Annotated in this window: 11 protein-coding genes; 5 read left to right on the forward strand and 6 right to left on the reverse strand. The window is 71.7% G+C overall.

What is annotated here, in order from left to right; all coding sequences use genetic code 11:
* The first annotated feature begins 170 nt into the window (after positions 1-170).
* A complete protein-coding gene (locus tag ABZ479_RS11050) occupies positions 171-923 on the forward strand; it encodes a response regulator (RefSeq protein WP_499609693.1) in 753 nt (250 codons plus the stop codon).
* A 47-nt stretch (positions 924-970) separates the two neighbouring features.
* Here ABZ479_RS11050 and ABZ479_RS11055 read toward each other — a convergent pair whose 3' ends face one another.
* Entirely contained in the window at positions 971-2,140 is a 1,170-nt protein-coding gene (locus tag ABZ479_RS11055) for a winged helix-turn-helix domain-containing protein (protein ID WP_500461317.1), read from the reverse strand.
* A 145-nt stretch (positions 2,141-2,285) separates the two neighbouring features.
* Complete coding sequence (locus ABZ479_RS11060; RefSeq protein WP_499609687.1) at positions 2,286-2,876, reverse strand: GNAT family N-acetyltransferase; 591 nt, start codon at positions 2,874-2,876, stop codon at positions 2,286-2,288.
* Between the two features lie 207 nt (positions 2,877-3,083).
* Between ABZ479_RS11060 and secA the strand changes: the two genes are divergently transcribed.
* Positions 3,084-5,876 carry a preprotein translocase subunit SecA gene (gene secA, locus ABZ479_RS11065; protein WP_500461319.1) on the forward strand — a complete coding sequence of 931 codons (2,793 nt, stop codon included), beginning with the start codon at positions 3,084-3,086 and terminating at the stop codon, positions 5,874-5,876.
* A 76-nt stretch (positions 5,877-5,952) separates the two neighbouring features.
* On the opposite strand, the gene ABZ479_RS11070 is transcribed toward secA, so the two are convergent.
* Positions 5,953-6,390 (reverse strand): Rv3235 family protein, encoded by a 438-nt coding sequence (locus ABZ479_RS11070; protein ID WP_500461320.1) that lies wholly within the window; start codon positions 6,388-6,390, stop codon positions 5,953-5,955.
* A gap of 156 nt (positions 6,391-6,546) precedes the next feature.
* Here ABZ479_RS11070 and ABZ479_RS11075 point away from each other — a divergent pair, with 156 nt between their 5' ends.
* Both ABZ479_RS11075 and ABZ479_RS11080 read left to right on the forward strand, forming a co-directional pair.
* On the forward strand, positions 6,547-7,053 hold the full coding sequence (locus tag ABZ479_RS11075) for a DUF6912 family protein (RefSeq protein ID WP_499609679.1): 507 nt from the start codon (positions 6,547-6,549) through the stop codon (positions 7,051-7,053).
* A gap of 81 nt (positions 7,054-7,134) precedes the next feature.
* Positions 7,135-7,791, forward strand: coding sequence for an HAD family hydrolase (locus ABZ479_RS11080; protein ID WP_499609676.1), 657 nt, complete (start codon positions 7,135-7,137; stop codon positions 7,789-7,791).
* A 134-nt stretch (positions 7,792-7,925) separates the two neighbouring features.
* Here the strand turns inward: ABZ479_RS11080 and ABZ479_RS11085 are convergent, their stop codons facing one another.
* Complete coding sequence (locus ABZ479_RS11085) at positions 7,926-8,492, reverse strand: DJ-1/PfpI family protein (RefSeq protein WP_089228808.1); 567 nt, start codon at positions 8,490-8,492, stop codon at positions 7,926-7,928.
* Positions 8,493-8,797: 305 nt separating this feature from the next.
* On the opposite strand from ABZ479_RS11085, the gene ABZ479_RS11090 reads away from it, so the two are divergent.
* The gene (locus ABZ479_RS11090; RefSeq protein WP_500461324.1) at positions 8,798-13,726 is read left to right on the forward strand and encodes an NAD-glutamate dehydrogenase; all 4,929 of its coding nucleotides are present in this window, start codon (positions 8,798-8,800) and stop codon (positions 13,724-13,726) included.
* Positions 13,727-13,799: 73 nt separating this feature from the next.
* On the opposite strand, the gene ABZ479_RS11095 is transcribed toward ABZ479_RS11090, so the two are convergent.
* Both ABZ479_RS11095 and ABZ479_RS11100 read right to left on the reverse strand, forming a co-directional pair.
* A complete protein-coding gene (locus tag ABZ479_RS11095) occupies positions 13,800-15,323 on the reverse strand; it encodes a hypothetical protein (protein ID WP_500461326.1) in 1,524 nt (507 codons plus the stop codon).
* Positions 15,324-15,422: 99 nt separating this feature from the next.
* A complete protein-coding gene (locus tag ABZ479_RS11100) occupies positions 15,423-17,708 on the reverse strand; it encodes a bifunctional glycosyltransferase/CDP-glycerol:glycerophosphate glycerophosphotransferase (RefSeq protein WP_500461328.1) in 2,286 nt (761 codons plus the stop codon).
* Between the last annotated feature and the right edge of the window lie 9 nt (positions 17,709-17,717).

Genomic DNA, 17,717 nt, shown 5'->3' on the forward strand with positions numbered 1-17,717 from the left:
CAGGGGTCAAGGGCGGCGCTCCCGGGCGGGAAAACGACCATTGCCTGGGGGCGTCGTCGTGCCCGGACGTGAAATCATGGCCCGGCAGCCAATGGACGGGCCGCAGCGCCCGGTTGGCCTGGCAGGGACAGTGCGACTACCGCGGGCGCCGGCCCGAGGGAGGGGAACCGATGGCGGACAGCTTCGAGCCCGCGCCGGCCGGTGGCGCGGAGCCCGTGACGGGTGCCGCGGGGGACACGGGCGTCGCCGGCGCGCCACGCAAGGAGCCGATCAGGGTGCTCGTGGTGGACGACCACGCCCTGTTCCGCAGGGGTCTGGAGATCGTGCTCGCGCAGGAGGAGGACATCCAGGTCGTCGGCGAGGCGGGGGACGGCGCGGAGGCGACGGAGAAGGCCGCGGACCTGCTGCCGGACATCGTGCTGATGGACGTGCGGATGCCGCGGCGGGGCGGTATCGAGGCGTGCACCTCCATCAAGGAGGTGGCTCCCAGCGCGAAGATCATCATGCTGACGATGAGCGACGAGGAGGCGGACCTCTACGAGGCCATCAAGGCCGGGGCGACCGGCTACCTCCTCAAGGAGATCTCCACGGACGAGGTGGCCACGGCGATCCGCGCGGTGGCGGACGGCCAGTCGCAGATCAGCCCGTCGATGGCGTCGAAGCTGCTCACCGAGTTCAAGTCGATGATCCAGCGCACGGACGAGCGCCGACTGGTGCCCGCGCCCCGGTTGACGGACCGTGAGCTGGAGGTGCTGAAGTTGGTGGCCACGGGCATGAACAACCGCGACATCGCCAAGGAGCTCTTCATCAGCGAGAACACGGTGAAGAACCACGTGCGGAACATCCTGGAGAAGCTGCAGTTGCACTCGCGCATGGAAGCGGTGGTGTACGCGATGCGGGAGAAGATCCTCGAGATCCGTTGAGCCGGGACCGGCCCGTCCGCCGGTCAGCCCGTCCGCCGGTCAGTCGGTCAAGGGGTGGCGAGGGCTTCGGTCAGGGCCGCGGCGAGCTTGGGGTCGTCGAGCCGTTCGACGCGGACCTCCTCGCAGCCGACCCATGTGGCGGCCTCGCGCAGTGCCTGCGCCATGGGTTCGACGGCGCGGGCGGAGTCCAGCGAGACCTGACGGGCGATCAGGGTGCCTCCCTCGCGGGCCGGGTCGGCGCGGCCGACGAGCCGGCCGCCGGCCAGCAGCGGCATCGCGAAGTAGCCGTGTATGCGCTGGGGCTTGGGGACGTACGCCTCGAGGCGGTGGGTGAAGCCGAAGACGCGCTCGGTGCGGGGCCGGTCCCAGATCAGGGAGTCGAACGGGGAGAGCAGGGTGGTGCGGTGCCGGCCGCCGCGGGAGGCCTCGGCCAGGGCGGTGGGGTCGGCCCAGGCGGGTTTGCCGCCCCAGCCCTCGACCTGGACCGGGACGAGCCCGGTGTCGGCGACGACCGAGTCGACCTGCTCGCCCTTGAGCCGGTGGTAGTCGGCGAGGTCGGCCCGGGTGGCGACGCCCAGTGCGGCGCCGGCCTGGGCGACCAGGCGGCGCAGGCATTCCGCGTCGTCGATGTCGTCGTGGAGGAGGTCGTCGGGGACGGCCCGCTCGGCGAGGTCGTAGACGCGCTTCCAGCCGCGCCGCTGGGTGCAGACGACGTCGCCGGTGTCGAGGAGCCACTCCACCGCGATCTTCGTCTCGGACCAGTCCCACCAGGGGCCGCCGTTCTTGGCGCCGCCGAGTTCGGTGGAGGTCAGCGGGCCGTCGGTCTTGAGCCGGTCCAGGACTGCGGCGGTGGAGCGGTCGGCGTCCTGCAGCACGTGCCAGCGGTGGCCGCGGGCCCGCCGGGCGCGGCGGCGGAAGGCGAAGTGCGGCCATTCCTCGATGGGGAGGATGCAGGCGGCGTGCGACCAGTACTCGAAGGCGTGGTTCTCCGTCCAGTACGCGGCCTCGACGGCGGTGCGGCCGACGGCGCCGAGGCGGGCGTAGGGGATGAGCTCGTGGGAGCGGGCGAGCACGGAGATGGTGTCGAGCTGCACCGCGCCCAGTCGCCGCAGGACGCCGCGGACGCCGCCGCGGCGGTCGGGCGCGCCGAGGAAGCCCTGGGCGCGCAGGGCGGTGCGGCGGGCGTCGTCGGCGGAGAGGGCCACGGGCGTCGTCATGGGCCCACCCTAGAAGCCGCCACTGACAATCCGGTCCGTGCCGGGTCCGCGGCCCCCGCCCACCGGAGGCCCGGGGAGCGCGGGGGGTGCGGGGCCCCGGCCCCGTGGGGACCCGGGGGGTCTGCGGCCGGGCCGACTGCCGCGGTCATCCGCCCTGGTGCGGGAGGTAGGCCGCGCCGCCGCCCAGGCCGAGGTCGGAGGGGAGCAGGGAGCCGATCCAGGCGTCGCGGCGGGTGCCCTGGTGGACGATCTTGGCGCGCATGGTGCCCTCCATCCGGAAGCCGGCCTTGACGGCGACGGCGCGGGAGCCGGCGTTGCCCGCCTCGGCGAACCACTCCAGGCGCTCCACGCCGAGGTCGTCGAAGGCCCAGCGGGCGACGGCGCGGGCGGCCTCGGAGGTGAGGCCGCGGCCGCGCTGTTCCTTGGCGGTCCAGTAGCCGAGTTCGGCCTGCCGTTCCGCGGTGTTCAGCTGGGCCAGCCGCACCAGCCCCATGGCGCCCACCAGGCGTCCCTCGTCGCGCGTGGTGACGGCGAAGTTGTAGACGGTGTCGTCGCGCCAGCCGTCGGGGCAGGTCCGGGTGACGAATTCCTGCGCGTGTTCGTGGGTGTACGGCGACGGCACCGGGGTCCAGCGGGGGATCTCCGGGTCCTGGCAGGCGAGGCGGACGGCCTCGGCGTCGTCCGGTCCGAAGGGGCGCAGGACGAGGCGCTCGGTGGTGAGGGTTATCGGCTCCATGGGTCGGAGTATCCCCGAGCGGGGGGTGCGTTCTCGACCGGAAAGGACCGGATCGGGCGCGGGATCGGCAGGGAGAACCGCCCGGCTTGGCGACGGACCTCCCGGCCCGCTGGTGTCCTCGCTTACGATGGCCGTTGCAGCGGGGTGTGACCTGCTGTGCCAGCGCGAGAAACCGTGCCAGGCCCGACCGGCAAGGAGCCAGCCTACGTGTCCGTCCTCAACAAGATCCTGCGTGCAGGCGAAGGCAAGATCCTGCGCAAGCTGCACCGCATCGCGGACCAGGTCAATTCCATTGAAGAGGACTTCGTCAATCTGACGGACGCCGAGCTGCGGGCGCTCACGGACGAGTACAAGGAGCGCTACGCCGACGGCGAGAGCCTGGACGACCTGCTCCCCGAGGCGTTCGCCACCGTCCGCGAGGCAGCCAAGCGCGTCCTGGGTCAGCGGCACTACGACGTCCAGATCATGGGTGGTGCGGCACTGCACCTCGGTTATGTCGCCGAGATGCGCACCGGCGAGGGCAAGACCCTGGTCGGTACGCTGCCGACCTATCTGAACGCGCTGTCCGGCAAGGGCGTGCACCTGATCACCACCAACGACTACCTCGCCGAGCGCGACTCGGAGTGGATGGGCCGGGTGCACCGCTTCCTGGGCCTGGACGTCGGTTGCATCCTGGCGAACATGACCCCGGCGCAGCGCCGCGAGCAGTACGCCTGCGACATCACCTACGGCACCAACAACGAGTTCGGCTTCGACTACCTGCGCGACAACATGGCGTGGTCGAAGGAAGAACTGGTGCAGCGCGGCCACAACTTCGCGGTTGTGGACGAGGTGGACTCGATCCTCATCGACGAGGCCCGCACCCCGCTGATCATCTCCGGCCCCGCGGACCAGGCCACGAAGTGGTACTCGGACTTCGCGCGGCTGGTGACCCGCCTGAAGGCGGGCGAGGCGGGCAGCATGGGCAAGGCGGAGACGGGTGACTACGACTTCGACGAGAAGAAGCGCACCGTCGCCATCCACGAGGCCGGTGTGTCCAAGGTCGAGGACTGGCTGGGCATCGACAACCTCTACGAGTCGGTGAACACCCCGCTGGTGGGCTACCTGAACAACGCCATCAAGGCCAAGGAGCTCTACAAGAAGGACAAGGACTACGTCGTCATGGACGGCGAAGTCATGATCGTCGACGAGCACACCGGCCGCATCCTGGCCGGCCGCCGCTACAACGAGGGCATGCACCAGGCGATCGAGGCGAAGGAGGGGGTGGACATCAAGGACGAGAACCAGACGCTCGCCACGATCACCCTCCAGAACTTCTTCCGCCTGTACTCCAAGCTCTCGGGCATGACCGGTACGGCGATGACCGAGGCCGCGGAGTTCCACCAGATCTACAAGCTCGGCGTGGTGCCGATCCCGACCAACCGCAACGTGCAGCGCAAGGACCGGGCGGACCTGATCTACCGCACCGAGGAGGCGAAGTTCGCGGCGGTCGTCGAGGACATCGTCGAGAAGCACGAGAAGGGCCAGCCGGTCCTGGTCGGCACGACCTCGGTGGAGAAGTCCGAGTACCTGTCGCAGCAGCTGAACAAGCGCGGTGTGCCGCACGAGGTGCTGAACGCCAAGCAGCACGAGCGTGAGGCGTCGATCGTCGCGCAGGCGGGCCGCAAGGGCGCCGTGACGGTGGCCACGAACATGGCCGGCCGCGGTACGGACATCAAGCTGGGCGGCAACCCGGACGACCTGGCCGAGGCGGAGCTGCGGCAGCGCGGTCTGGACCCGGTGGAGCACGTCGAGGAGTGGGCGGCGGCCCTGCCGAGCGCGCTGGAGCGCGCGGAGGCGGCGGTCAAGGCCGAGTTCGAGGAGGTCAAGGAGCTCGGCGGGCTGTACGTGCTGGGCACCGAGCGTCACGAGTCGCGGCGCATCGACAACCAGCTGCGCGGCCGCAGCGGCCGTCAGGGCGACCCGGGCGAGTCCCGCTTCTACCTCTCCCTCGGTGACGACCTGATGCGTCTGTTCAAGGCGCAGATGGTGGAGCGCGTGATGGCGATGGCCAACGTGCCCGACGACGTGCCGATCGAGAACAAGATGGTGACGCGCGCGATCGCCTCCGCGCAGTCGCAGGTCGAGCAGCAGAACTTCGAGATCCGCAAGAACGTCCTGAAGTACGACGAGGTGCTCAACCGGCAGCGCGAGGTCATCTACGGCGAGCGCCGCCGCGTCCTGGAGGGCGAGGACCTGCACGAGCAGGTGCGGCACTTCATGGACGACACGATCGACGACTACATCGCGATCGAGACGGCCGAGGGCTTCGCCGAGGACTGGGACCTGGACCGGCTGTGGGGCGCCTTCAAGCAGCTCTACCCGCTCACGGTGACCGTGGAGGACTTGGAGGACGCCGCGGGCGACCGCGCGGGGATCACCGCGGACTTCATCGCGGAGATGGCCAAGGACGACATCCACGAGCAGTACGACAGCCGTGAGCAGCAGCTCGGCTCGGAGATCATGCGTGAGCTGGAGCGGCGCGTGGTGCTGTCGGTGCTGGACCGCAAGTGGCGTGAGCACCTGTACGAGATGGACTACCTGCAGGAGGGCATCGGCCTGCGGGCGATGGCGCAGCGCGACCCGCTGGTGGAGTACCAGCGCGAGGGCTACGACATGTTCAAGGCCATGATGGACGGCATCAAGGAGGAGTCCGTCGGCTACCTGTTCAACCTGGAGGTCCAGGTCGAGCAGCAGGTCGAGGAGGTGCCGGTGGACTCCGGCGCCCCGCAGGACGCCGCTCCGACGCTGGTCAAGCAGGACGCCCGTCCGGAGATCCGGGCCAAGGGCCTGGAGGCGCCGAAGCGGGCCGACCGGCTGCACTTCTCCGCTCCCACGGTGGACGGCGAGGGCGGTGTCGTCGAGGGCGACTTCGAGAGCGACGCCGGCTCGGAGTCGGACGGTCTGACGCGGGCGGAGCGCCGCCGCGCCGCCAAGGGCGGCCGGCGCCGCAAGAAGTAGCGGACGCGTTGACCGGGGCCGGACTCCTGACGGGGTCCGGCCCCGGCGCGTGTCCGGGACGCCTTCCGGGGCGCTGTCAGTGCGCCTCGACGGCGGCGCAGCGCCATCCGGCGCCGCTGCCCGTACGGACGGCGCCCTCGCGCCCGGGCACGGGGCCGTGGCCGGGGACAGGGGCCTCGCGGTCCGTGCGCTCCAGCCGGAAGGCGAGGGCCCGTACGACGTGCGGGGTGAGCAGGACGACGGCGCTGACCTCGACGGCCGTGCCGTCCGGCACGGGCGAGACGCGCGGCGGCTTGAGCAGCCGCGGCAGGTGGCCGCGGGAGACGTAGCGCCAGTCGGCGCGGGCTCCGGCCAGGTCCCAGAGCCGGTCGTAGGCCTCGGGCTGCATCCGTCCGGCGAGGCTGGTGATGGGCCGCCGTCCGGTGAGGACCTCCAGCAGCCGCCCGGCGAACCAGATGTGCGGCGGCAGGGCGGTGACGTGCCGTGTGGACGCGATGGACGCGGTCGTGGGCATGGGTGTGAGGACAGGCATGGTGTGGACCCCCGTGGTCTACCGGCTGGTAACCGGGTTCTACGGGGACGGGTGCCGTGGCGGGAAGCGGGGCCCGCGATGTCCGGGAGGCGGTGCGGGATTCACCTATCAGGGGTGGTGCGCCCGTATGCTGACGCCATGCGCGTCTACATCCCCACGACCCTCCCAGGCCTGGCCGAGGCGCACAAGGCGGGTGAGCTGGGCCCCGGCCCGCTGGACGCCTTCGCCGTGACCCCGAGCCTGCGCGAGTGGTACGTCTCCGACGACATCGAGGAACTGGAGTACGCCGCGCTGACCCGCGCCGCCCAGGCCTCCCTGCGCCAGCTCGCCGCCACGCCGGACGCCCCCAGGCGGCGCGTGGTGGTCGCGGTGGACGTCGCCGACGGCGCCGTCGCCTTCGACCCCGACCGCGGCCTGGACCCCTCGGCGCTGGGCGCGGTGCGCCTGGCCGCACCGGTGCCGATGACGCGGGCGGCCGCCGTGCACGCCGACGCCGACGAGGCCGAGCAGGACGTCACGGCGGCCGCCGACGCCCTCGGCGCGGCCGACGCGGGCGACGACGACGCGCGTTTCACCGTCGACGGCGCGGAGGACCACGAGCTGCTCTGGTACGCCACCCAGGAGATCCCCTCGCTCATCGCGTGAGGTGACCGCGCGAACACGCCGCGATTGTATTTGACCTGGGCACTTGCCTTGAGGACATGGGGTCTGGGTACGGTTTCGGGTGTGAACGCGCATCTCGTGTGGGACTGGAACGGCACGCTGCTCCATGACATCGACGCGGTGATCGAGGCGACCAACGCCTCCTTCGCCGAGATCGGGCTGCCGCGGATCACCCTGCAGCGCTACCGCGAGCTGTACTGCGTGCCGGTCCCGCTGTTCTACGAACGGCTCATGGGCCGCCTGCCCACCGACGAGGAGTGGGAGGTGATGGACGACATCTTCCACCGCCACTACTGGACCCTCGCCGGTACGTGCGGTCTCGCCGAGGGGGCGGCGGAGATCCTGGCGCGGCGCCGCTACGAGGGGCTGACGCAGTCGCTGTGCTCCCTGGCGCCCCACGATCGGCTGATACCGATCCTGCGCACGCACGGCATCGAGAACCACTTCCTGCGGGTGGACGGCCGCACCGAGGGCAGCCACAGCGGCAAGTCCGAGCAGATGGCGCGGCACGTCGCCGCGATGGAGGGCATAGCGGCGGACCGCATGGTGGTCATCGGCGACGCCGTCGACGACGCCGTCGCCGCCCGGCACGTCGGGGCCATGGCGGTGCTCTACACCGGGGGCTCGCACAGCCGGGCCAGCCTGGAGACCGCGGGGGTGCCGGTGGTCGACACCCTGGAGGAGGCCGTGGAGGCGGCCGAGGCCCTCATCGTCGCCTGAACCCGGCCGCCTGACCCGGGCCCACCCGAACCCGGCCGCCTGAACCCGGCCTTCCCCGACGACCCGGCCCCGCCCCGGGCCCGCCCGCGCGGCCCGGGTCCCCGCCGGGCTCCGGGCGGCGGTGCGGCGGGCCGTCAGGTCACCGGCGCCTTGGAGCGCAGCACCGTGAGGAACTCGCGCATCCACGCCGGGTGGTCCGGCCAGGCCCGGGCGGAGACCACGACGCCGTCGACGACGGCCTCGGAGTCCTGGAAGCTCGCGCCGGCCGCCTCCATGTCCATCTCCAGCGCCGGGTAGGCCGTGACGCGGCGCCCGCTGAGGGCGCCCACGGCGGCCGTGAGCAGGGGCCCGTGGCAGATCTGCGCGACGGGCTTGTCGGCGTCGAAGAACGCCTTGAGGACCTTGCGCAGCTCCGGGTCGTTGCGCAGGTACTCGGGGGCGCGCCCGCCCGGGATGACCACGGCCGCGTACTCGCCGGGCTCGACGTCCGCGAAGGACAGGTCGGCCTGCCAGGTGTAGCCGGGCTTCTCGGTGTAGGTGTCGAAGCCCTCCTCGAAGTCGTGGACGACGAACCTGAGCTTCTTGCGGCTGGGCGCCGCGATGTGCACCTCGTACCCCTCTTCGAGGAGCCGTTGGTAGGGGTACATGACTTCCAGCGATTCCGCCGCGTCGCCGGTCACGATGAGGATCTTGGTGGCCATGGCTGGGTGTCCCGCCTCTCGCCGTCTGCTGTCCGCCTGCTGTCCGTCCGCTGCGTACTGCCGCCGTGCCGTCCCGCGCACCGGTCGTGTGAACGTCCCGGAACATCCCCGCGACGTTCCCCTCCTCAACCTGCACCCGCCCGGCCGGACTGTCCAGTTCGTCAAAGATTGGTTCGTGGTTTTGTACACAAAGAGCCCCTGACAGCCCCCCCGGCCGTAGCGATAGCCTTACAGCGTGATCAGCGCTGATCCACCGATCTCCATCACCTACGTCACGCAATGGCGCGCGACAGGAGCATGAGGACATGCAGACCAAGCTGGACGAAGCAAAGGCCGAGCTGCTCGCACGGGCGGCCCGGGTAGCTGAGAACAGCCCGGCGGGGGGACAACCTGGCCAGGGCCTCGAGAAGGAGGCGCTGGAAGCGTTCCTCCAGCGCTACTACCTGCACAGCGCCCCCGAGGACCTGCTCGACCGCGACCCGGTGGACGTCTTCGGCGCCGCCGTCTCCCACCACCGCCTCGCCGAGGTGCGCCCGCAGGGGACGGCCAACGTCCGCGTGCACACCCCCTCGGTGGAGGAGAACGGGTGGACGTGCAGTCACACGGTCGTCGAGGTGGTCACCGACGACATGCCGTTCCTGGTCGACTCGGTCACCAACGAACTGTCCCGGCAGGACCGCGCGATCCACGTCGTCGTCCACCCGCAGATGCTGGTGCGCCGGGACGTGACCGGGAAGCTGCTGGAGGTGCTGGACGCCGTGCCCGGCGACGGCGCCGGAGTGCCGCACGACGTGCTGACCGAGTCCTGGATCCACGTCGAGACCGACCGCGAGACCGACCGCGAGGACCTCAAGCAGATCACCGCGGACCTGCGCCGGGTGCTGTCCGACGTCCGCGAGACCGTCGAGGACTGGCAGAAGATGCGCGACGCCGCGCTGCGCATCGCCGACGAGCTGGCCGCGACCCCGCCCGCGCTCCCCGAGCAGGAGGTCGGCGAGGCCTGGGAGCTGCTGCGCTGGCTGTCCGAGGACCACTTCACCTTCCTCGGCTACCGCGAGTACGCGCTGACCACGGAGACCACCCCGGAGGGCGAGGAGGACGTGCTCACCGCCGTCCCCGGCACCGGGCTCGGCATCCTGCGCTCGGACCCGCAGCACCGCGTGGAGGAGTCCGAGAGCGGCCAGGCGGTCTCGCCGTCCTTCAACCGGCTGCCCGCGGACGCCCGCAAGAAGGCCCGCGAGCACAAACTGCTGATCCTCACCAAGGCCAACAGCCGTGCCACCGTGCACCGTCCGTCCTACCTCGACTACATCGGGGTGAAGAAGTTCGACGCCGACGGCAACGTCGTCGGCGAGCGCCGCTTCCTCGGCCTGTTCTCCTCGGCCGCCTACACCGAGTCCGTGCGCCGCGTGCCGGTGATCCGCCGCAAGGTGCAGGAGGTGCTGGACGGCGCGGGCTTCTCCCCGGACAGCCACGACGGGCGCGACCTGCTGCAGATCCTGGAGACGTACCCGCGCGACGAGCTGTTCCAGACCGGTCCCGACGAGCTGCGCGAGATCGTCACCAGCGTGCTCTACCTCCAGGAGCGCCGCCGGCTGCGGCTGTTCCTGCGCCAGGACGAGTACGGCCGGTACTTCTCGGCGCTGGTCTACCTGCCCCGCGACCGGTACACCACGGGCGTGCGGCTGCGGCTGACCGACATCCTCAAGGAGGAGCTGAACGGCGTCACGGCCGACTTCACCGCCTGGAACACCGAGTCGGTGCTCTCGCGGCTGCACTTCGTGGTCCGTGTCGCGTCCGGCACAGCGCTGCCGCAGCTGACGGAACGCGACATCGAGCGGATCGAGAACCGGCTCGCGGACGCCGCCCGCTCGTGGGCGGACGGCTTCGCCGAGGCGCTGACCTCCGAGTGCGGCGAGGAGCGCGCGGCCGAGCTGACCCGCCGCTACGCGCACGCCTTCCCCGACGGCTACCGCGCCGACTTCACGCCCCGCGCGGCCGTCGCGGACCTGCAGCACCTGGAGCGGCTCAACGGCGAGGACTTCTGCCTCAGCCTGTACGAGCCGGTCGGCGCCGCACCCGACGAGCGCCGCTTCAAGATCTACCGCACCGGTGCCCCCGTCTCGCTGTCCGCGGTGCTGCCGGTGCTGCAGCGCCTGGGCGTCGAGGTCATCGACGAGCGCCCGTACGAGATGCGCCGCGCCGACGGCACCCGCGCCTGGATCTACGACTTCGGGCTGCGCATCGACCCCTCGCTGGGCGACCTCGGCGACGACGCCCGTGAGCGCTTCCAGGACGCCTTCACCGCGACCTGGACCGGGCAGGCCGAGAACGACGGCTTCAACTCCCTGGTGCTGCGCGCCGGGCTGTCCTGGCGCCAGGCGATGGTGCTGCGGGCGTACGCCAAGTACCTGCGGCAGGCCGGCACGGCCTTCTCGCAGGACTACATGGAGGACACCCTCCGCAACAACGTCCACACCACCAGGCTGCTGGTCAACCTGTTCCAGGCCCGGCTCTCCCCGGACCACCAGCGGGCTGGCAGCGAGCTGACCGACGCCCTGCTGGAGGAGGTGGACGCCGCCCTGGAGCAGGTCGCCAGCCTGGACGAGGACCGCATCCTGCGCTCCTTCCTGACGCTCATCAAGGCGACGCTGCGCACCAACTACTTCCAGCGCGCCGGCGGCGGCAAGCCGCACGCCTACGTGTCGATGAAGTTCGACCCGCAGGCGATCCCGGACCTGCCCGCGCCGCGCCCGGCGTACGAGATCTGGGTGTACTCGCCGCGCGTGGAGGGCGTGCACCTGCGCTTCGGCAAGGTCGCCCGCGGCGGTCTGCGCTGGTCCGACCGGCGCGAGGACTTCCGCACCGAGGTCCTCGGCCTGGTCAAGGCGCAGATGGTGAAGAACACCGTCATCGTGCCGGTCGGCGCCAAGGGCGGCTTCGTCGCCAAGCAGCTGCCGGACCCGGCCGCCGACCGCGAGGCGTGGCTGGCCGAGGGCATCACCTCCTACAAGACCTTCATCTCGGGTCTGCTCGACGTCACCGACAACCTGGTCGGCGGCAAGGTCGTGCCGCCCGCCGACGTGGTGCGCCACGACGGCGACGACACCTACCTGGTGGTCGCGGCCGACAAGGGCACCGCCTCCTTCTCCGACATCGCCAACGAGGTCGCCACCTCGTACGGGTTCTGGCTCGGCGACGCCTTCGCCTCCGGCGGCTCGGTCGGCTACGACCACAAGAAGATGGGCATCACCGCCCGCGGCGCCTGGGAGTCGGTCAAGCGGCACTTCCGCGAGACGGGCCACGACACGCAGAGCGAGGACTTCACCGTCGTCGGCGTCGGCGACATGTCCGGTGACGTCTTCGGCAACGGCATGCTGCTCAGCGAGCACATCCGGCTGGTCGCGGCCTTCGACCACCGGCACATCTTCATCGACCCCGCCCCGGACGCGGCGACCTCGTACGCGGAGCGCCGCCGGATGTTCGAGCTGCCGCGTTCCTCGTGGGCGGAGTACGACACCAAGCTGATCTCGCACGGCGGCGGGATCTTCCCGCGCAGCGCCAAGGCGATCACGCTCACCCCGCAGATCCGCAAGGCGCTCGGCATCGAGCAGCCGGTGGCGAAGATGACCCCGGCCGACCTGATGAAGGCGATCCTCAAGGCCCCGGTGGACCTGCTGTGGAACGGCGGCATCGGCACCTACGTGAAGGCGGCCACCGAGTCGCACCTGGACGTCGGCGACAAGGCCAACGACGCGATCCGGGTGGACGGCGGCGACCTGCGGGTGAAGGTCGTCGGCGAGGGCGGCAACCTGGGCCTGACCCAGCTCGGCCGGATCGAGTTCGCGCAGACCGGCGGCCGGGTCAACACCGACGCCATCGACAACAGCGCCGGTGTGGACGCCTCCGACCACGAGGTCAACATCAAGATCCTGGTCAACGCGGTCGTCGCCGAGGGAGACATGACGGTCAAGCAGCGCAACGCGCTGCTGGCCGAGATGACCGACGAGGTCGGCGACCTGGTGCTGCGCAACAACTACGCGCAGAACGTGGCGCTGGCCAACGGCATGGCGCAGTCCGCCAGCCTGCTCCACGCCCACCAGCGCTACCTGCGCAAGCTGGTGCGCGACGGCAAGCTGGACCGGGCCCTGGAGTTCCTGCCCTCCGACCGGCAGATCCGCGAGCGGCTGAGCGCCGGCCACGGGCTGACCCAGCCGGAGATGGCCGTCCTCCTCGCCTACACGAAGATCACGGTGGCCGAGGAACTGCTCGGCACGGGCCTGCCCGACGACCCGTACCTGCGGCAGCTGCTCGACGCGTACTTCCCGAAGGCGCTGCACGAGCGGTTCCACGCGCAGATCGACAAGCACGCGCTGCGGCGCGAGATCGTCACGACGGTGCTGGTCAACGACACCGTCAACACCGGCGGCACCACCTTCCTGCACCGCTTCAAGGAGGAGACCGGGGCCACCACCGAGGAGATCGTGCGGGCGCACACCGCGGCCCGCGCCATCTTCGGCCTGGGCGGCGTCTGGGACGAGGTGGAGGCGCTGGACACGGTCGTCGCGGCCGACGTCCAGACCCGGATCCGGCTGCACTCGCGGCGGCTGGTCGAGCGGGGCACCCGCTGGCTGCTGAACAACCGGCCGCAGCCGCTGGCGATCGCCGAGACGATCGGCTTCTTCCGCGAGGGCGTCGCCACCGTGTGGGCGGTGCTGCCGAAGCTGCTGCGCGGCGCGGACCTGGAGTGGTACCAGTCGATCCACGACGAACTGACGGGCGCGGGCGTGCCGGACGAGCTGGCGACGCGGGTCGCCGGGCTCTCCTCGGCCTTTCCGACGCTCGACATCGTCGACGTCGCCGACCGGACCGGCAAGGACCCGCTGGCGGTCGCCGAGGTCTACTACGACCTCGCCGACCGGCTGCAGATCACGCAGCTGCTCGACCGGATCATCGAGCTGCCGCGCGCCGACCGCTGGCACTCCATGGCCCGCGCGTCGATCCGCGAGGACCTGTTCGCGGCGCACGCGGCGCTCACCCAGGACGTGCTGTCAGTCGGCAACGGCTCCTCCACCCCGGAGCAGCGCTACCAGGCGTGGGAGGAGTCCAACAGCGCGCTGATCGGGCGGGCCAGGACGACCCTGGACGAGATCCAGGGCTCGGAGAGCTTCGACCTGGCGAACCTGTCGGTGGCGATGCGCACGATCCGCTCGCTGCTGCGCGCCCGCCGCTGACGCGTACGACCGCGGCAGGACGACGGCAGGGGCCGGGGAGCGGTGCTCCCCGGCCCCTGCCGCGTGGAAGGGATCAGCCGACCCGGTACAGCCGCTCGCCGGTGCGCGGGCCCCGGGCGACCTCGACGCCGCCCGGCGGTGCCGGGTCGCCGGAGCCGGTCATCACCCACTTCACGTGGTAGCGACGGGCGATGTCCAGGCGCTGCTCCGCGGGCGTCGCGGGGGACAGGTAGGCGCGTACGTCCTGCTCGCGGCGTGCGCGGTCGGCCGCCGTGGTCGACGGGTCGGGCCAGGCGGGTGAGACGAGGAACGCGCCGTAGGCGGGCATGACGTGCTTGGGGTCGTACCCGTCGGTCAGCAGGACGTCCCCGACGGCGACGTGCTCCTGCGCCCACAGGTAGCCGGGCCAGGTGCCCAGCCGCTGCAGGTGCAGCGCGGGCGGCACGTAGCGGGCCGGGACGACGGCGCCCGCCTGCGCCAGCAGTCCCGCGCAGGCCGCCACCGCCGCCAGCGGCGCCAGCACGGAGCGCAGCGGGGTCCACGGCGGGGCCTCGGCGAGTTCGATCGCCAGCGCGAGCTGCAGCGGCACCAGCAGCAGCCCGAAGATCCGCCCGAAGGAGTAGGAGCCGCTGAGCCAGCCGTACGCGGCGACGGTGCAGTCCGCGGCGAACATCAGCACCAGCGGGTCGAAGCGGTTGACCCGCAGCCGGCACAGCAGGGCCGGCAACCCGGCCAGGGCCAGGCCGTACCACTGCCACAGGTCGGCGTACAGCCGCCGGTGGACGTCGTCGACGGTGGGGTCGCCGAGCAGCGAGGAGAGGCTGAAGTACGGCCACCAGGCGGCGACCGCGAAGGCGACCGCACCGGTCAGCGCCCACCGGCCGAGGACCCCGGCGGCGACCGGCATGCGCTGCATGCCGATGACGATGGCGACCACGCCGATGACGGTGCCCATCGCCGTGAAGGGGTGGACCAGCAGCACGGTCCCGATGAGCAGTCCGAGCCAGGCGTGCAGCCAGGTCCCCGCGACGCCGCGGCGGGCGGCCCGCGCGGTGAGCGCCCACACCCAGAACGTCACGCCCACGGCGAAGGCACTGGGGTAGGTGAGCCCGCGGATCATCGACTGCAGGCCGAGGAAGCCGCTCCACTCCTTGTGCTCCGGCCCCCACAGCAGCACGAACGCGGCGAGCGCCAGCACCGGCGCCCAGCGGCGGCGGCTCAGGGTGCGGGTGAAGGCGCCGATGCCGGTGACGACCAGCGCCAGGTTGACCGGGCCGCAGCCCTTGAGCAGTTGCCAGCCCGGTACGCCGGTCAGCTTCGACAGCAGGCCCAGCAGCACGGTGTACGGGGTGAAGTAGGGGCTGCCGGTGCCCGGCACGTCGAGCAGCGGGTTGGCCGGGTGCCGCCAGTCCGCGGCGATCCGCTCGATCGCGGCGGCGTGCTGCCCGAAGTCGGAGGCGATCGGCGCCTGCCAGGTGCGGTAGGCCACGACCGCCCAGAAGAGGGTGCCGAGGATCAGGTACGGGGAGGGCCGGCGCACCTCCCGCAGCTCGTACGTCTGGATCCGCCAGTCCCGCTGGGTCAGCACGCCGGTCACCGCAGCCCTCCCGGCCCTCGTCGGCTCGTCACCTCGTCCTCTCGATGCTTGATCGTGACGGGCGCCGCTGCATCCCGGCGGGGCCCGTACGGGGCGCGGTCAGGGCCGTGCGGCGGCCTCCTGCGGACCGGAGCGCGGCTCCTCCTGCGGGGCGGCGCCGGCCGGGACTCCGGGCGCGGGCGCGGGGCTGCGCTCCTCCAGGGGCACGAAGGGCAGCGGATCGGTCTCGCCGAGGAAGACCCGCCGTACGACGCGCTCGGCGGCCCGGCCGTCGTCGAAGGCGCAGAAGCGGCTGCGGAACGCGGCCCGCAGCCGGGCCGCCTCGGGGCTGTTCCAGGCACCGTCCCGGAAGGTCGCGATCAGTTCGTCGTCACTGGTGGAGACCGCGCCGGGGGTCTCGCCCGGGGCGCCGGAGAGCAGGTCGAAGTAGACGCCGCGGCTGGCCCGGTAGACCGGCCAGTCGTCGGCGTGGACGACGATGGGGCGGTCGAGGAGCGCGTAGTCGAACATGATCGACGAGTAGTCGGTGACGAGGGCGTCGGCGGCCAGGCACAGCTGCTCGACCGAGGGGTGCCGCGACACGTCGACCAGCAGCCCCTCCTCGTGCAGCGCCTTCAGCCGGGCGTCCTCGCCGTGGAAGTAGTGGATGCGGGTCAGCAGGACGAAGTCCTCGCCGAGGGCGCGGCACACCCGCTCCACGTCCAGCCGTGGCACGAAGTTGCGCTGGTAGTCGCGGGTGGTGGGCGCGTACAGGAGCGCGGTGCGGCCGGGGGCGATGCCCAGGGCGGCGCGGGCGCGGGCGACCTCGGCGGCGTCCGCGGTCAGGAAGACGTCGTTGCGCGGGTAGCCGGTCTCCAGGTGCTGCCAGGAGGAGGGGTAGACGCGTTCCCACACCTCGCTGGAGTGAGGGTTGGAGGACAGGCTGTAGTCCCAGCGGTCGACCCGCTCCAGCAGCCGGCGGAAGCTCATGCCCTTGGCGGAGGCCGGGTAGCGCTGCTGGTCGATGCCCATCTTCTTCAGCGGGGTGCCGTGGTGGGTCTGCAGGTGGACGCTGCCGGGCCGCTTGCGCACGTCGTTGGGGAAGTTGACGTTGCTGATCAGGTACGTGGACCGGGCCATCAGCCGCCAGTAGCGCCGGGTGCGCGGTACGACGTAGTCCACGCCCTTGGGCACCCGGGGCACGTCGGACTTGCGGACCAGCCACACCCCGTGGACGCCCGGGGCGATCTCCCGCGCCTTGTGGTAGATCGCGGCCGGGTTGCAGAACACCCCGCGGTCCCAGTACGCCGAGTACACCGCGAGGCCGGGGTCGAGGGGCCGCCGCAGGTGGTAGGCGTACAGGGCGGTCTTGGCCCGCTGCGCGAGCTGCCGGCGCACCCGCCGCCTGCGCCGCGTCAGCTCCTTGCGGACCTCGCGCGGCACGTCGCCGAGCCGGGCCAGCAGCCAGCTGCCGCGGGCCAGCCGCCGGTAGCCGAGGGCCTTGTCCGCGGGGGCGGTGAAGCCCTCCGGGAGGTGGCTGGCGTACCAGCGGGCCGCGAGCCGGAAGAACGCGCCGCGCAGCCGCGGCGGGATGCGGTCGGGGTTGCCGAGGCAGAACAGGAAGTGGCTGACGGCCCGTTCGAAGAGCATCGGCCGCAGCGGCGCGAGGTGCTCGCGGCCTGGCGCGTCGAGGAACGCGAAGAGCCGGGTGTACTGGTCGAGGATGACGAAGTGGTTGCGGCCCGGGCTGCGGGTGCTGGCGCCGCTGCGCCGCTGCCGGTACTCCAGCACCGCCCGGGCCAGGCAGGAGATCCGCTCGGCGCTGAGCATCGTCACGTAGGAGACGAGGGCGTCCTCGTAGATGCCGTCGCTGAAGGAGAAGCCGTGCTCCCGGTAGAAGGCGCGGCGGTAGACCCGGTTGGAGGTCATCGCGAACAGCCGCAGGAACTCGGGGCGTTCGGTGATCCGGAAGACCTCGGTGCCGGCGGAGGCGAGCAGGTCCCCGAAGACGCTCTTCTCGGCCGCCTCCCACCAGTAGGTGCGCACGTGGTCGAAGTAGAGGATGTCCGGGTCGCCGTCCTGCTTCAGCCGCTCGGCGACCGCCTCCAGGGAGCCGGGGGCGAGGGTGTCGTCCCCGTCGAGGAAGAGCAGGTAGTCGCCGGTGGCCCGCTCCGCGCCGGTGTTGCGGGCCCGTCCCACGCCCCGGTTCTCGTCGTGGTGCAGCGCGACGACCCGGGAGTCGCGGGCCGCGTACTCGTCGAGGATGCGGCCGCAGTGGTCCGGCGAGCGGTCGTCGACCGCGATGACCTCGAGGTCGGGCAGTGACTGCGACAGCACCGAGTCGAGGCAGGCGCGCAGGTAGCCCTGCACCTTGTGGACCGGGACGATGACGGAGAAGCGGGGCATGTGGATCCT

Origin of the sequence: Streptomyces sp. NPDC005722 (genome assembly GCF_040630935.1) — a bacterium.
Lineage (GTDB): Bacteria > Actinomycetota > Actinomycetes > Streptomycetales > Streptomycetaceae > Actinacidiphila.

What these genes read in the sequence shown, in the direction of transcription:
- ABZ479_RS11060 (WP_499609687.1), bottom strand. Translation starts at nt 2,876, where the DNA reads ATGGAGCCGATAACCCTCACCACCGAGCGCCTCGTCCTGCGCCCCTTC.
- ABZ479_RS11070 (WP_500461320.1), bottom strand. Translation starts at nt 6,390, where the DNA reads ATGCCCACGACCGCGTCCATCGCGTCCACACGGCACGTCACCGCCCTG.
- ABZ479_RS11085 (WP_089228808.1), bottom strand. Translation starts at nt 8,492, where the DNA reads ATGGCCACCAAGATCCTCATCGTGACCGGCGACGCGGCGGAATCGCTG.
- ABZ479_RS11075 (WP_499609679.1), top strand. Translation starts at nt 6,547, where the DNA reads ATGCGCGTCTACATCCCCACGACCCTCCCAGGCCTGGCCGAGGCGCAC.
- ABZ479_RS11050 (WP_499609693.1), top strand. Translation starts at nt 171, where the DNA reads ATGGCGGACAGCTTCGAGCCCGCGCCGGCCGGTGGCGCGGAGCCCGTG.
- ABZ479_RS11090 (WP_500461324.1), top strand. Translation starts at nt 8,798, where the DNA reads ATGCAGACCAAGCTGGACGAAGCAAAGGCCGAGCTGCTCGCACGGGCG.
- ABZ479_RS11055 (WP_500461317.1), bottom strand. Translation starts at nt 2,140, where the DNA reads ATGACGACGCCCGTGGCCCTCTCCGCCGACGACGCCCGCCGCACCGCC.
- ABZ479_RS11100 (WP_500461328.1), bottom strand. Translation starts at nt 17,708, where the DNA reads ATGCCCCGCTTCTCCGTCATCGTCCCGGTCCACAAGGTGCAGGGCTAC.